We start from the raw sequence: 13,741 nt of genomic DNA on the forward strand, positions 1-13,741 counted from the left end.
AGGTGCCCGTTTTCTTGTATCGCAGATTAATCACAACTGACCGAAAACCATTACTGCTCCTGCGGCCAGCGATCCTCAATCTCGAACCACAACGCTTTCTCCGACACACACGTATGCCGCTGCTTCGCCGCACGAAACGGCGTATCAAGTGTGCCAACTGCAATCGAAATCCAATCCGCAAACGTGCCGTTCGCATCAGACCAAAACAGCGAAGTCCCGCAGTTAGAACAGAACTGCCGCGTGATGCCGGGCGACGATTGAAAACGCTTGAGCGCCTCGACGCTACTCGAAATCGAAACCGCCGACCTCGGGGCGCTGGCATAAGTCGCAAACGCGGCACCGTGAGCCTTTCGGCAGTTGGCGCAATGGCAATGCGAAACAGCTTTAAGCGGCGCCGACACTTCATATGTGACTGCGCCGCAGAGACAGCTTCCTTGATGAAATTCATCCATGGTCATCGGTTACTCGACAGAAGTAGGGGAGAGGCAAGACCCGCAATGCTACGACGATCACGGGCACAAAAAAAACGGGCGTCAACACGGCGCCCGTTTCATTTACTCCTTGACCTGCGCTCGCAAGCGCCGGCCGATCACGTCCATCAAGTCGCAGCCGTCGCGCAACGAAATGACCAGCCGCTTACGACGGCGAAGCGTGGTTAGACCTCTGATTCAATCAGCACGCCACTGTTAACCCGAGCATTCAGTATCGTGGAAAATTCTTCAAAATCGTGCGCGGATTCCGGGGCTACATACATCAAGTTGCCAAAGTGGTCGGCGTAGTCTTGCAGGTAGAGGCCATGGCTTCCGTAATACTGCCCCGCGATCTCATTGCCAGCGTCATTCAAATCCTCCTCCGTAAATTTGCCATCGCAATACCTGAAGAGAAACTCGGTGGCGGAGAGTTCGCCGTTGATCACTTGGACAACGGCTTCAGGCTCTTCCTCGACGTGAAGGTCGCCAGCCCAGCCTTTGACAAAACACCATCTCAAGAACAGCGCTATGTGTGTGCCGCCGTGCTCCTGTGGTTGGCCTGCGGGAAAGTCTCCGCCATAGTGCCAGCTTGCATCATCGTATTTCATGGTCGTCCTTGAGATGTTTTGCGTTGGGATGGGGGGCCTTGATTTATCACATTCTCGAAGGGATAGGGAGGGCTGTTTGCATCACCCAAATCCAACCCCATCAACCTAACCCCTCTAGCGTAGAATCCCCCAAGCCCCACCCGCCATCCGAGACGGACTCTCAATGCCAACCCCAACCACCCAATACCCCCTCTGGAAAACCTACCTGCTTTTCCTCGCCCCCATGGTCCTCTCCAACTTTTTGCAATCCATGTCGGGCACGATCAACAGCATCTACATCGGCCAAATGCTCGGCACTCAGGCGCTCGCGGCTGTGTCGGGGATGTTCCCGATCGTGTTCTTCTTTATTGCTCTGGTGATCGGACTTGGGGCTGGCGCGGGTGTGCTTATCGGCCAGGCCTGGGGCGCGCGGGAAACGCATTTGGTCAAAACCATCGCCGCGACGACGTTGCTGTTGGGCGCGATGATCGGGCTGCTTGCGGCGGTGCTGGGGAGCATTTTTGCCAGGCCGGCGTTGCAGGGTTTGGGCACGCCGGCGGATGTGTTGGACGACGCGGTTGCGTATGCGCACGTGATGATGTGGATCATGCCGTCGCTGTTGGTTTATGTGCTGTTTACGCAGTTGTTGCGTGGGGTCAGCGACACGGTTTCGCCGTTGGTGGCGTTGATCGTTTCGACGTGTATCGGGCTGGCGCTGACTCCGACATTGATAAAAGGCTGGCTGGGTTTTGCGCCGTTGGGGATTCAGAGTGCGGCGTATGCGGGGTTGGTAGGTAATTTGTCGGCGATGGGGTGGCTGGCGTGGCGGTTGATTCGCAAGGGGCATCCGTTGGCGCCGGATCGTGAGATGTTTGCGGCGATGCGTCTGGACCTGGCGATTCTCGGCAAGGTGTTGCGCATCGGCTTGCCGACGGGGTTGCAGATGGTGGTGTTGTCGGCGTCGGAGTTGGTGATTCTGGCATTGGTCAATCAGCATGGCTCGCAGGCGACGGCGGCGTATGGGGCGGTGACGCAGATTGTCAATTACGTGCAGTTTCCGGCGTTGTCGATTGCGATTACGGCATCGATTCTCGGCGCGCAGGCGATTGGCGCGGGGCAACTACAGCGGATTACGCCGATCTTGCGCACCGGGCTGTTGATCAATGTGTGTTTGACCGGTGGTTTGGTGTTGCTGGGCTATCTGTTGTCGCACTGGTTGTTGGGGTTGTTCCTTACCGAGCCGACGACGCAAGCGATGGCTGAGCATCTGCTGCACATCATGTTGTGGAGTTTGTTGGTGTTTGGTTTCCAGGCAATTATCGGCGGGATCATGCGCGCCAGCGGCACGGTGTTAGTGCCGATGGCGATTTCAATTGTCTGTGTGGTCGGCGTGCAGTTGCCAGTCGCGTATTGGCTGGATACGCACTATGGACTGCAAGGTGTGTGGATGGCGTTTCCGGTGGCTTACTTGGGCATGCTGGCGTTGCAGACGGCTTACTACAAGTTCGTCTGGCGGCACCAGAAGATCGAGCGGTTGGTGTAGCGCAGTTGTTTGCTTAAGTTGAAAGCTATCCTTTGGTGGCTGACTGTCAGATATGACAGTAGTCGCCGGGGCAGGGCGCGAGTAGGTTGATTGCATACCGTTAAGTTGTCGGGCCGTGTAACGGGCAACAGGCATGGAGGCGCAACCAACATGGACAACCACTGCGTATTTACCGGCAGGTTCGTATTTGTCGGGTTCGGTTCTATTGCTCGGGCGACGTTGCCGCTGTTGCTGAGGCAAGAGCATATTTCGGTCGGCGACATCACCGTACTCGCACCCATTATTGAAGACCGCGAATGGTTTGTGCAGCAGGGTGTCGAGTTCGTCGAAGCGCAACTGACCCAAGACAACTATGTAAAAACGCTGGATCGTTACGTCAATCCCGGTGACTTTATCGTCAATGTTTCAGTGGGCGTCAGTTCGGTAGCGCTGATGCACTATGCCGCGCATGTTGGCGCGTTGTACCTCGACACTTGCGTCGAACCTTGGGAAGGCGGTTATGACAGTCCGGACATGTCGTTGTCCCAGCGCACCAACTATGCGCTTCGGCATAGCGTGCTTGAACTGCGAGAAGTGATTGATAAGGGCCCGACGGCAGTCGTCGCGCACGGCGCCAATCCGGGTTTGATTTCGCATCTGTTGAAGGCTGGTTTGGTGCAACTGGCGGGGCAACTGAAAACTGTGTTGCCGATGACGCGCAAGGGCGTTAATTGGGCGGCGCTGGCGATGGACATGGGCGTGAAGGTCATTCATGTCGCCGAGCGCGATACGCAGAAAACCCGGCAGATCAAAGAGGACGACGAGTTCGTTAATACGTGGTCGGTCGATGGGTTTTTGAGTGAGAGTCTGCAACCGGCGGAGCTGAGTTGGGGCACGCACGAGAAGACTTGGCCGGTGGATGCGCAGCGTCATCAGTTCGGTTCGCGCAACTCGATTTTTCTCGAACGGCCGGGCGCCAGTGTGCAGGTTTACACTTGGACGCCGCTCGGCGGGGCGTGCCTGGGGCGGATGATTACGCACCACGAAACTGTGTCCACCGCCGATTACCTGACCGTCCGCGAGTTGGGCAAAGAAGTCTACCGACCGACTGTGTATTACGCCTATCACCCGTGCGACGACGCGCTGTTGTCGATTGACGAGTTGATTGGCCGTGGCTGGAAACCGCAAACCCATAAACGAATCATGAACGACGAGATCGTTCTGGGCGGCGTCGATGCGCTCGGGGTGTTGTTGATGGGCCACGATTTGAATGCGTATTGGTATGGCTCGCTGTTGCGCATCGACGAGGCGCGGGCCATCGCGCCGTTTAACACGGCGACCAGTCTGCAGGTGGCTGCCGGGGTGTTGTCGGGGATTGTCTGGGCGGTGCGCCATCCGAACGAAGGCATCGTCGAGGCGGAGCAAATGGACTACGAGGAAGTGCTGGAAATCGCCACGCCTTATCTCGGTACGTTGACCGGCGTGCAGACCGATTGGCAGCCGCCGCAGAGGGTGCTGCAGCCATTTGGTGCGCCGGGTAAAGCGCCGGATCCCTGGCAGTTTGAGCAGTTTGTGAGTTGCTGAAGCGCTGGGTCAGGTGCTGTGTGTGTTGGCTGGGATGACGCTATCGCGAGCAGGCTCACTCCTACAGGGGATTTGTGGTGGGAGCGGGGTTTGTGCTCGGCGCAGATCCTGTAGGAGCTGAGCTTGCTCGCGAAGTGGTGGGTCAGGTGATGTATGTGTTGGTTGGGATGACGCTATCGCGAGCAGGCTCACTCCTACAGGGGATTTGTGGTGGGAGCGGGGTTTGTGCTCGGCGCAGATCCTGTGGGAGCTGAGCTTGCTCGCGAAAGCGGTGGGTCTGGCGATGTGTGTGTTGGCTGGGATGACGCTATCGCGAGCAGGCTCACTCCTACAGGGGATTTTTGGTGGGAGCGGGGTTTGTGCTCGGCGCAGATCCTGTGGGAGCTGAGCTTGCTCGCGAAAGCGGTGGGTCAGGCGATGTGTGTGTTGGATGGGATGACGCGATCGCGAGCAAGCTTTGCTCCTACGGGATTTTTGGTGGATGCGGGGTTTGCGGCGGGCGCATGTCGCGGTGGCGCAAACGCGGGTTCTTTGCTTTATTCCTCCTATCCCGGCAATTCGCCGATTGGAGAATCCCATGCGCTTTCGCTTCCCGCATTTCGCCGTCATGGTGGCGGCCATGGTCTTCGCCGTCAGCAGCCAGGCCGCCGAGTTCAGCGAGGTCAATGTCGCCGCCAGCCAGATCAGTTTCACCTTTAGCCAATTTGGCTCGCGGGTCTACGGCACCTTCGGCAAGTTCGAAGGCACGCTCGATTTCGACACACAAAACCCCAACGCCGCACACTCGACGCTGCACATCGACCTGACCAGCATTGACGCGGGTAGCGGCGACGCCAATAGCGAATTGCAGAAACCCGCGTGGTTCGACACTGCCACGCATCCATTGGCGATTTTCCAGTCCACCAGCATCCGAGCCCTCGGCGATGACCGCTATCTGTTCAGCGGCAACCTCACGCTCAAAGCCGTCACCCGCCCGATAGAAGTCCAGGTCCAGCTGAGCGCGGAAAGCGGCATCGGCATATTTGTCGGCGAGTTTGCGCTCGACCGGGATGACTTCAAGATCGGCGCCGGGGAGTGGGCCGACAGCGTGGTGTCGAAAAACATCGACATTCGCTTTCGCATCGTCGCGCCCCAGCGCTAGCGCGAATACGCGAGCGGCGTGAGGCGGCTGACGCGTTACAATGCGCGGGCCCGCTGCGAACGCGTCAACGTCTTTATCCCCGGAGTCAGCCTTTCGATGCACCAGATCAGCCATTTCAAAACGCCGTGCCCGGAGCACATCAATAGCCAGGTCCTGCAACTGGTGGTCGACAACCTTACCGACATCAGTGCCGTCGCGTTGCCGCCGAGCAACCTGTTGTACAACGTTTACCAATACGCGATCGGCTACGAAGTTCACCTTTATCTGGAGGCGTTGAACGGGGCGAAGGGCGTTGCGGTGGAGTTGATCGTGGCGACCGATGTTGATGACCCGCAGAAGGTCATCGGCTTCGTGTTGTACCTGCCGGTGAAGGACGATCCCGAGGCCTGCGGCGTAGCGTACATGGCCGTGGACGCGAGCTATCGGGGCCAGGGTGTGGCCCGCGCGATGCTGCGCGAAATGGTCGGCCGTTACCCGCACCCCGAACTGACCTGCAGCGTGGCCAAGGTCGGTTATTTCGAAGCGCTGGGGTTTCAAGTGGTCGGCGTGCGCGCCACGCAAGTGCTGATGAACACCCGCGATCACGGCACCGATGGCTTGATGGCGGTGCTCGACACGGCACCGATCTACAGCTCACTGGAAGTGCGGCAGATTCACCATTACCTGCTGCAGAAGAATGGCAAACGGGCGATGACCGATGCGGAAAAACAGCGAGATCGGCATCTGGACCAACTGACGCGCAAGGCCAACGAATTTGTCCGCGAGCGCTTGGGCGACGCCGCCGTACCGGCCATCACCTCACGATTGCGTTTGGTGTAACTTCGCGGCCCACCAAATTTCTTGTAGGAGTGAGCCTGCTCGCGATGGCGTCAGTCAATTCAGCACTGATATCGCCTGAACCACCGCTATCGCGAGCAAGCTCGGCTCCCACACTGGATTTAGGTAGCCCATAAATCCAGCATCCACTGGAAATTTCCTGTGGGAGCCGAGCTTGCTCGCGATGGCGGTGTATCTGGCACGCACATGGTGAATGTGAAACCAGGCTCGCGCCACGCATCGACTCAGCCGCAGCGCGCTTACACCGCCCCCGGCCAGCCGGCCTTGCGCAATCCCGCCAACAATGTCGCCGCGTCCAGCCCCGGCACGGCATGCCCGTTGCCCTCGGCCGTTTCGCCCGCCAGCAACGCGTTGATAATCGCTTCCTCAACCGCTTCCGTCGCGGCCAGAAACAGCTCGCTGATGTGGTCGTTATTCACCATGCTCAAATGATCGCAAGTCGGCGATTTTTTGCTCTCGTAGGCTGCGGGCGGCACGTCGTTACCGGTGGCGAATGCAATAAAAATGTCGCCGCTGTGATCCTCATTGCCACCCCCCGTTCGAGCCAGCCCCAAACTGGCACGCTGCGCCAGACGCGTGCATTGGTGCGGCAGCAACGGCGCATCGGTGGCCAGACACACCACAATCGAACCCATCCCGGGATGTGGCAGCGCAGCTTTCAAAAACGGTGAATCCGCCTGTTCCATATAGCGCCCAACCGGATAACCATCGACGCGCAATTCATGACGAATGCCATGGTTTGCCTGCACAATCGCGCCAACGGTCCAGCCGCCCTGAGCACTGTTCAAACGCCGGGAAGCGGTGCCAATCCCACCCTTGAATTCATGGCAAATCATCCCGCTGCCGCCACCGACATTGCCCTCAGTCACCGGCCCGGCCACCGCCGAGTGCAGCGCTTCGGCGACGTGTTCAGGCTTCACATGAAAGCCATTGATGTCGTTGAGCAAACCGTCAAACGTCTCCAGCACCACCGGCATGTTCCAGTAGAGCCGGCCATCGTCCGGCTGCTGCTCGCGGTCGAGCACAATCAGCGCATCGCGGACCACGCCGAGGCTGTGCGTATTGGTAAACGCGATGGGGCTGGTCAGCAGCCCGGCCTCGCGAATCCACTCCAGGCCGGTCGCATCGCCATTGCCGTTGAGCACATGGACGCCGGCAAAACACGGCTGCTGACTGGTCGACCCGAGGCGCGGCTCGATCACCGTGACGCCGGTAAGAATGTCGCGGCCATTGGCGGTGCTGCCACGCACATTGCTGTGGCCGACGCGAACGCCGGGCACGTCGGTGATCGCATTGAGCGGGCCAGGTTGCAACTGGCCGAACTGGATATTGAGGTCGCGGGCACGTGGTTTCATTGTCGTTCTCATGTTCGATTCAAGCTCACGGGTAGATTTTTGTAGGAGCGAGGCTTGCCCGCGAAAGCGCTGGGTCAGTCAACATCAATGCTGGGCATGACGACCTCTTCGCGAGCAAGCTCTGCTCCTACGAAAAGCATGTTGTTTTACTGACCGTTTTTGACCTTGCTCCACACCCGCGTGCGCACGCGCTCGGTGGCGGGCGGCAACGGTTGCAGGGTGAATAATGTCGCCATCGCTTCAGCCGACGGGTACACCGCCGGGTTGTTGCGCGTGGCTTCTGCCACCAGTGGCGTGGCGCTGCGGTTGCCGTTGGGGTAGGACAAATGATTGCTCACCGGGGCGATGACTTCCGGGCGCATCAAGTAGTCGATGAAGACCAGGCCTTGTTGCGGATTCGGCGCGTCCTTGAGCAATACCAGCGTGTCGAACCACAGCGGCGCGCCTTCTTTGGGCAGGCTGTAGGCGATTTTCACGCCGTTGCCGGCCTGTTCGGCAGTGGTCTTGGCCTCGAGCATCGCGCCCGACCAACCGACCGCCACGCAGATGTCGCCGTTGGACAAATCGCTGATGAATTTCGACGAGTTGAAGTACGCGATGTGCGGGCGCAACTTGAGCAGCAACGCCTCGGCTTTTTTGTAGTCCTCGGCATTGGTGCTGTTCGGCGGCAGGCCCAGATAGTGCAAAGCGACCGGCAGCATTTCCGACGGCGAGTCGAGCATCGCCACGCCGCATTCGCCGAGTTTGGCGAGGTTTTCTTCCTTGAAAATCAGGTCCCAGGAGTCCACCGGCGCCTTGTCGCCGAGCGCCGCGCGGACCTTGTCGACGTTGTAGCCGATGCCGTTGGTGCCCCACAGGTACGGCACGGCGTACTGATTGCCCGGATCATTGGCGGCGAGTTTCGCCAGCAGCTCGGTGTCCATGTTCTTGAAATCGGGCATTTGCTCGCGGGGCAGCGGTTGCAGTGCGCCGGCCTTGATCAGCGTCGGCAAACTGAAGTTGCTCGCGACCACCACGTCGTAGCCGCTGCGGCTGGTCAGCAGTTTGCCTTCGAGCACTTCGGCGCTGTCGAAGGTGTCGTAAACCGGCACGATACCGGTGTCGCGCTTGAAGTCGTGCAGGGTCGTGGGACCGATGTAGTCATACCAGTTATAAACGTGGACGCTGGGGGCCTCGGCGGCAAATGCCGACAGCGAGGCCGACAGACAGGCGCCCAGCCCCAGGTTGATATACGTGCGGTGACCACTCATGATGCGGCACTCCTGGCCTGCTGCAGGCCGGTGATAATCAGGAGCTTGCAGGGTATCGAGCGGGGTGGCCGTCACCCATTCCCATCATGGGTTACACGAAAGGGGTAGGGCGTGGACGCGTTGTTGAAGGAGTTGCCGGTGCATCAAGGTCTGGCGCGGGTGTTTGGCGCGTTGGGGCACGACGGATTCTGGCGAGCGCTGGTCGATACGCTGCGCCTGCTGGTGCCGCTGGACAACGCATTGGTCGCGGTGATGCGCGCCGGACGGGTGCCGCAATTGCTGATCGATTTCGACTCCCGCGCGAGTGCGCCGGAGCAGCAGGAACTGGACCGCTACAGCGCCGGCATGTACGTGCTCGATCCCTTTTATCAGGCGGTTTGCGCCGGCATCGGCGACGGTTTGCACAGCCTCGACGCGGTGGCTCCGGATCAGTTTCAGCAGAGCGAGTACTACCAGAGTTACTTTCGTTCGGTGGTCGGCGGCGATGAGTTGCAGTTCATGATCAATGTCGACGGCGCGGTGCTCGGTTTGTCGCTGGGGCGCTCGACGCGGTTTTCATTACAAGAGCAGGGAAGGCTGTTATGCGTGCGCGACTGGGTGCTCGCGGCGATCGGCCGACACCTGCAACTGGTGCCGCCGGAAGGGCCGACTGCGGTGGCTGGGGATCTGGCGACATTGCTCGATCGCTTCGACGCGCGACTGACCGCGCGCGAGGTCGAGACGGCACGGCTGATCCTGCAGGGCTTTTCCAGCAAAGCCATCGCCCAGCAACTCGGCATCTCCCCGGAAACCGTGAAAGTGCATCGGCGCAATGTCTATCAAAAGCTGAATGTGAATGGGCATGGCGAGTTGTTTGCGCTGGTGTTGCAGCCGAAATAATGGTGTCGGGAGAGAGGGCCCCATCGCGAGCAGGCTCACTCCTACATGGGATCTGCGTCGTCCACAAAATCCAGCATCCACTGAAGATCCCCTGTGGGAGCCGAGCTTGCTCGCGATGGCGGTGTCTCTGATACGCAAATGGTGGATGTGAAAATGCTATCGCGAACAAGCTCGCTCCCACATTGGATTTATGTTGCCCATAAATCCAATATCCACTGGAGATCCCCTGTGGGAGCCGAGCTTGCTCACGATGGCGGTGTGTCTGATACGCAAATGGTGAATGTGGAACCGCTATCGCGAGCAGGCTCACTCCTACATTGGATTTATGTTGCCCATAAATCCAATATCCACTGAAGATCCCCTGTGGGAGCCGAGCTTGCTCGCGATGGCGGTGCATCTGACATGCAAATTGTGAATGTGAAACTGCTATCGCGAGCAAGCTCGGCTCCTACAGTAAATCTGTGTCGGCCAAAGATTCGGCATCCAATGGAGATCCCTTGTAGGAGTGAGCCTGCTCGCGATACGTCGCGCCTCAATTCCCTTGGCGAAACACCAACGCTTTCAACCCGCATTCAACATCGGCGTCGGGAAATTCCGGTGGGTTTTCCAGGCGTTCGACGAAGCGCAAACTCGGCGCCTCACGGGTTACGCCGTCGATCAGGAAGTCCGAGCCAAACGCCGGATCGTTCATGCACGCCAGCACCGTGCCTGTCTCGGTGAGCAATTCCGGCAAGCGCCGCAGCACGCGCTGGTAGTCCTTGGTCAGCAGAAAGCTGCCTTTCTGAAACGACGGCGGATCAATAATCACCAAATCATAAGGCCCTTTGCCAATCACCTTGCCCCACGACTTGAACAGGTCGTGACCGAGGAATGTCACTTTGCTCAAGTCATGGCCATTGAGCCGATGATTGTCGCGGCCACGGCTCAGTGCCGAACTGGACATGTCCAGATTAACCACATGCGCGGCGCCGCCCTCGATCGCCGTCACGGAAAATCCGCAGGTGTACGCAAACAGATTCAGCACCCGTTTGCCCCCGGCATTCGCCCGCACCCAATCGCGGCCATAACGCATGTCGAGGAACAACCCGGCGTTCTGTTTGCGGCCCAGGTCCACCCGATAATTCAAGCCACCCTCGGTGATGGTCATCTCATCCAGCGCATCGCCCAGCAACCACTCGGTGGTGCTTTGCAGCAAATACCTGTGCTGCAGCAGCAAGGTGTGCGCGGCGGATTGCTGCCATTCGGCGCAGCGCGTGATGTCCATCAGCAACTGCTTCAAATCCTCAAGCTGTTGCGGCTCGGGTTCTTTGAACAACGACACCAGCACTACGCCCTGCAACCAGTCGACGGTCACCTGTTCCAGCCCCGGCCAGCAGCGCCCCCGCCCGTGAAACAGCCGCCGGGTTTCGGCCGGGGCGGTGGCCAGGGCGGTTAGCAGGTGAGCGTGAAGAATGGCGAGCGCGTCAGGGTTCATCGGGCAACGTCGGCAATGTAAGGGGGCGGCATTTTAACCACAAACGTCCTTGAGCAACGCCTGGATATCAACTCGCTGGCAGCGCTGTGCAGCTTTGTTCGGTGATTTCGTCACTTGCTTGTATCAAAAATGAATTTCCTCAGGGTCCGCTGCTCATACCTGATAGGTAGCGTAATTGAGCTGCAAATTCATTTGTGCAATCAGGGAGTGGGACGGTCATGAATTCAATAACAATGGCGGGCGAGCCGGGTCCTGGCGGCTTGATTCTGGTAGTGGAGGACGACTCGTTGATCCTGGAGTTTCTGTGCGAGATTCTGCAGGAAGAAGGTTTTGCCGTGGAGCCGCAGATCAGCGCGGACGCGGCGACGTTGTACCTCGAAGAAAACGCCGACAAGATCAGCCTGTTGCTGACCGACATCACCATGCCCGGCCAGCGCAACGGCGCCGATCTGGCGAATGACTTCGGTGATCGCTGGCCGGAAAAACCGATCATGATCATGTCCGGTTTCGAGACGCCGAAAACTTCCGGGGTGCGTCACGAGGTGTCGTTCATCAAGAAGCCTTGGGCGGTGGGGCAGTTGCTCGATTGCGTTCAAAGCGCGTTGACTTCACGGCCTGTGCGTTCGCCCGGCTCCGTATCCTCGACATAGCTCTTTCTGCTGAACATCCACTCAGGCCTCCGAATACTCGATTGCGGCCGACCAGCGGTGCTACATTGCGGCCCTGGTCCGGCCCGATAGGAAGTTGTCTTTTGTCTGCTCAAAAATCTGTTTTCAACACCTCATATCGTGCGTTTCTGTTCGACATGGACGGCACCGTGCTCAACTCCATCGCCGCCGCCGAGCGCGTCTGGACGGCGTGGGCCGAGCGTCACGGCCTCGACGTTGCGACGTTTTTGCCGACCATCCACGGTGCGCGCGCCATCGACACGATCAACCGCCAGGCGTTGCCCGGAATTGATGCGCAGGCCGAGGCGAGGTTTATCACCGAAGCTGAAGTCGAGGACGTCGAAGGCATCGTCGAAGTCGCCAACGCGGCAAAATTTCTCAAGACATTGCCGACGGAGCAGTGGGCAATCGTGACGTCGGCGCCGAGGGCTTTGGCGTTGCGGCGGATGGCGGCGGCGGGGATTCCCGAGCCGGCGATGATGGTCACGGCCGAGGATGTGAAGGCCGGCAAGCCTGATCCTGCGGGTTATCGTCTGGCCGCTCAGCGGTTGGGCGTGGACGTGAGCGAATGCCTGATTTTCGAAGATGCGACGGTGGGTATTCAAGCGGCGGAAGCGGCGGGGGCTGATGTGCTGGTCATCACCTCTACTCACGAGCATCCGCTGGAAACGCCGCACGCGACATTGGCCAGTTACGATGCCGTGGAAGTGGTCGTAGATGCGGATGGCCGACTGCGCTTGCAGCCAATCTGACTGCCATTGCATTGATTTGCCACCACGCTGGCTGATCCTTGCCTTGTGGGAGCATGGCTTGCCCGCGATGGCGTTGCTGAAATCGCTATCGCGGGCAAGCCGTGCTCCCACAAGACAACCACAGTACTCGCGGGCAAGCCATGCTCCCACGCGATAACCAGAGCACTCGTGAGTATCCGGAACAAATGTATTGCCCGCGCCTGTCTGTTTCCGCGCAGACGGGCTGCGTACCGTGGGGTCACTGCCAACCCACAGGGACGCCCCCATGCTCAATCGTTTGATCCTGCCATTCACCTTGCTCTTCTCGCTCAGCGCCGCCCACGCCGCCGATGCCGAAAAATGGTACCCGTCGAAATACGGTGCTGACGACGAAATCGGTGCGCTGAATCTGTTGAACGCCGACTCCGTGCTCAACGCCGCCAAACTGATCAAAACCGGCAAAACCTACCCGCTCGCCGTACCGATCGACAAAACCCTGCCTGCCTTCCGTCATCGCAGTTTCAACCTGACCAACGTCCAGCCGGGCGAGGCCGGCGGAACGACGATGGGGCCGAATAAATTCACCTTCAACGATGAACTGGTGGTCGGCTGGACCGGCGTCGGCACGCAGCTCAACGGTATCGGCCATATCGGCATCGATTACGTCTATTACAACGGCAACCGCGCCGCCGATTTCGTCACCGTCGAAGGCGTGAAAAAACTCGGCATCGAGAAGGTTCCGCCGATTGTCACCCGTGGCGTAGTGCTGGACATGACAGCCGTGTACGGCACGCCAATCGTCCCGGAAAAGACCGAATTCAGCGTCGCCGATATCCAGAAAGCCCTCGACCTGCAAGGCGTGACCATCCAGAAGGGCGATGTGGTGTTGTTCAACACCGGTTGGCTGGAATTGCTCGGCAAGGACAACAAAAAATTCCTCGCCGTCGAGCCGGGCATCGGCATGGCCGCCGCGAAATGGCTGGTTGACAAACAGATCGTCGCGTTCGGCGGGGACACCTGGGCGTCGGAGATTTACCCGGCGAAAGACGGCCAGGAATTCCCGGTCAACCAGTACATGCTGGCCAAGAACGGCATCTATAACCTCGAGTTGATCGACAGCCGCGCGCTGGTCAAAGACAAAGCCTGGGAGTTCATGTTCGTCCTCGGCCAGCCGCTGTACAAAGGCTCGACCCAAGTCAACATCAACCCGGTCGCCATTCACTGACCCAACGTTCCCCCTGTA

Annotated in this window: 13 protein-coding genes; 8 read left to right on the forward strand and 5 right to left on the reverse strand. The window is 59.1% G+C overall.

Annotated elements, in window-relative coordinates:
- Positions 1 to 50: 50 nt before the first annotated feature.
- Entirely contained in the window at positions 51 to 452 is a 402-nt protein-coding gene (locus FBY12_RS02105; RefSeq protein ID WP_145252292.1) for a GFA family protein, read from the reverse strand.
- A gap of 203 nt (positions 453 to 655) precedes the next feature.
- Entirely contained in the window at positions 656 to 1,078 is a 423-nt protein-coding gene (locus FBY12_RS02110; protein WP_145250655.1) for a hypothetical protein, read from the reverse strand.
- Positions 1,079 to 1,241: 163 nt separating this feature from the next.
- Here FBY12_RS02110 and FBY12_RS02115 point away from each other — a divergent pair, with 163 nt between their 5' ends.
- The 4 genes from FBY12_RS02115 (at position 1,242) to FBY12_RS02130 (ending at position 6,123) form a co-directional block, all read left to right on the forward strand.
- Entirely contained in the window at positions 1,242 to 2,600 is a 1,359-nt protein-coding gene (locus FBY12_RS02115) for an MATE family efflux transporter (protein ID WP_145250658.1), read from the forward strand.
- Positions 2,601 to 2,750: 150 nt separating this feature from the next.
- The gene (locus FBY12_RS02120; RefSeq protein ID WP_145250661.1) at positions 2,751 to 4,163 is read left to right on the forward strand and encodes a saccharopine dehydrogenase C-terminal domain-containing protein; all 1,413 of its coding nucleotides are present in this window, start codon (positions 2,751 to 2,753) and stop codon (positions 4,161 to 4,163) included.
- Positions 4,164 to 4,740: 577 nt separating this feature from the next.
- Positions 4,741 to 5,304 (forward strand): YceI family protein, encoded by a 564-nt coding sequence (locus FBY12_RS02125; protein WP_145250664.1) that lies wholly within the window; start codon positions 4,741 to 4,743, stop codon positions 5,302 to 5,304.
- A gap of 96 nt (positions 5,305 to 5,400) precedes the next feature.
- Positions 5,401 to 6,123: a GNAT family N-acetyltransferase gene (locus FBY12_RS02130; RefSeq protein WP_145250667.1), complete on the forward strand. Its 723-nt coding sequence runs from the start codon at positions 5,401 to 5,403 to the stop codon at positions 6,121 to 6,123.
- Between the two features lie 257 nt (positions 6,124 to 6,380).
- Here the strand turns inward: FBY12_RS02130 and FBY12_RS02135 are convergent, their stop codons facing one another.
- Complete coding sequence (locus FBY12_RS02135; protein ID WP_145250670.1) at positions 6,381 to 7,496, reverse strand: P1 family peptidase; 1,116 nt, start codon at positions 7,494 to 7,496, stop codon at positions 6,381 to 6,383.
- A 146-nt stretch (positions 7,497 to 7,642) separates the two neighbouring features.
- The gene (locus tag FBY12_RS02140) at positions 7,643 to 8,746 is read right to left on the reverse strand and encodes an extracellular solute-binding protein (RefSeq protein ID WP_145250673.1); all 1,104 of its coding nucleotides are present in this window, start codon (positions 8,744 to 8,746) and stop codon (positions 7,643 to 7,645) included.
- A 111-nt stretch (positions 8,747 to 8,857) separates the two neighbouring features.
- Here FBY12_RS02140 and FBY12_RS02145 point away from each other — a divergent pair, with 111 nt between their 5' ends.
- On the forward strand, positions 8,858 to 9,625 hold the full coding sequence (locus FBY12_RS02145) for a helix-turn-helix transcriptional regulator (protein ID WP_145250676.1): 768 nt from the start codon (positions 8,858 to 8,860) through the stop codon (positions 9,623 to 9,625).
- Between the two features lie 532 nt (positions 9,626 to 10,157).
- Here FBY12_RS02145 and FBY12_RS02150 read toward each other — a convergent pair.
- Positions 10,158 to 11,099 (reverse strand): class I SAM-dependent methyltransferase, encoded by a 942-nt coding sequence (locus FBY12_RS02150; protein ID WP_145250680.1) that lies wholly within the window; start codon positions 11,097 to 11,099, stop codon positions 10,158 to 10,160.
- 218 nt (positions 11,100 to 11,317) lie between these two features.
- On the opposite strand from FBY12_RS02150, the gene FBY12_RS02155 reads away from it, so the two are divergent.
- From FBY12_RS02155 to FBY12_RS02165, 3 genes are all read left to right on the forward strand, one after another.
- A complete protein-coding gene (locus FBY12_RS02155) occupies positions 11,318 to 11,749 on the forward strand; it encodes a response regulator (RefSeq protein ID WP_121734119.1) in 432 nt (143 codons plus the stop codon).
- Between the two features lie 101 nt (positions 11,750 to 11,850).
- On the forward strand, positions 11,851 to 12,519 hold the full coding sequence (locus FBY12_RS02160; RefSeq protein WP_121734118.1) for an HAD-IA family hydrolase: 669 nt from the start codon (positions 11,851 to 11,853) through the stop codon (positions 12,517 to 12,519).
- A 265-nt stretch (positions 12,520 to 12,784) separates the two neighbouring features.
- Complete coding sequence (locus tag FBY12_RS02165; RefSeq protein WP_145250683.1) at positions 12,785 to 13,723, forward strand: cyclase family protein; 939 nt, start codon at positions 12,785 to 12,787, stop codon at positions 13,721 to 13,723.
- The last annotated feature ends 18 nt before the right edge of the window (positions 13,724 to 13,741 follow it).

The sequence above is a fragment of the Pseudomonas sp. SJZ131 genome (assembly GCF_007828705.1).
Classification (GTDB): Bacteria; Pseudomonadota; Gammaproteobacteria; order Pseudomonadales; family Pseudomonadaceae; genus Aquipseudomonas; species Aquipseudomonas prosekii.

Excerpts from the sequence above, each read along its gene's own strand:
- FBY12_RS02120 (WP_145250661.1), top strand. The coding sequence starts at position 2,751 with ATGGACAACCACTGCGTATTTACCGGCAGGTTCGTATTTGTCGGGTTC.
- FBY12_RS02130 (WP_145250667.1), top strand. The coding sequence starts at position 5,401 with ATGCACCAGATCAGCCATTTCAAAACGCCGTGCCCGGAGCACATCAAT.
- FBY12_RS02115 (WP_145250658.1), top strand. The coding sequence starts at position 1,242 with ATGCCAACCCCAACCACCCAATACCCCCTCTGGAAAACCTACCTGCTT.
- FBY12_RS02150 (WP_145250680.1), bottom strand. The coding sequence starts at position 11,099 with ATGAACCCTGACGCGCTCGCCATTCTTCACGCTCACCTGCTAACCGCC.
- FBY12_RS02125 (WP_145250664.1), top strand. The coding sequence starts at position 4,741 with ATGCGCTTTCGCTTCCCGCATTTCGCCGTCATGGTGGCGGCCATGGTC.
- FBY12_RS02165 (WP_145250683.1), top strand. The coding sequence starts at position 12,785 with ATGCTCAATCGTTTGATCCTGCCATTCACCTTGCTCTTCTCGCTCAGC.
- FBY12_RS02155 (WP_121734119.1), top strand. The coding sequence starts at position 11,318 with ATGAATTCAATAACAATGGCGGGCGAGCCGGGTCCTGGCGGCTTGATT.
- FBY12_RS02140 (WP_145250673.1), bottom strand. The coding sequence starts at position 8,746 with ATGAGTGGTCACCGCACGTATATCAACCTGGGGCTGGGCGCCTGTCTG.
- FBY12_RS02135 (WP_145250670.1), bottom strand. The coding sequence starts at position 7,496 with ATGAAACCACGTGCCCGCGACCTCAATATCCAGTTCGGCCAGTTGCAA.
- FBY12_RS02105 (WP_145252292.1), bottom strand. The coding sequence starts at position 452 with ATGGATGAATTTCATCAAGGAAGCTGTCTCTGCGGCGCAGTCACATAT.
- FBY12_RS02110 (WP_145250655.1), bottom strand. The coding sequence starts at position 1,078 with ATGAAATACGATGATGCAAGCTGGCACTATGGCGGAGACTTTCCCGCA.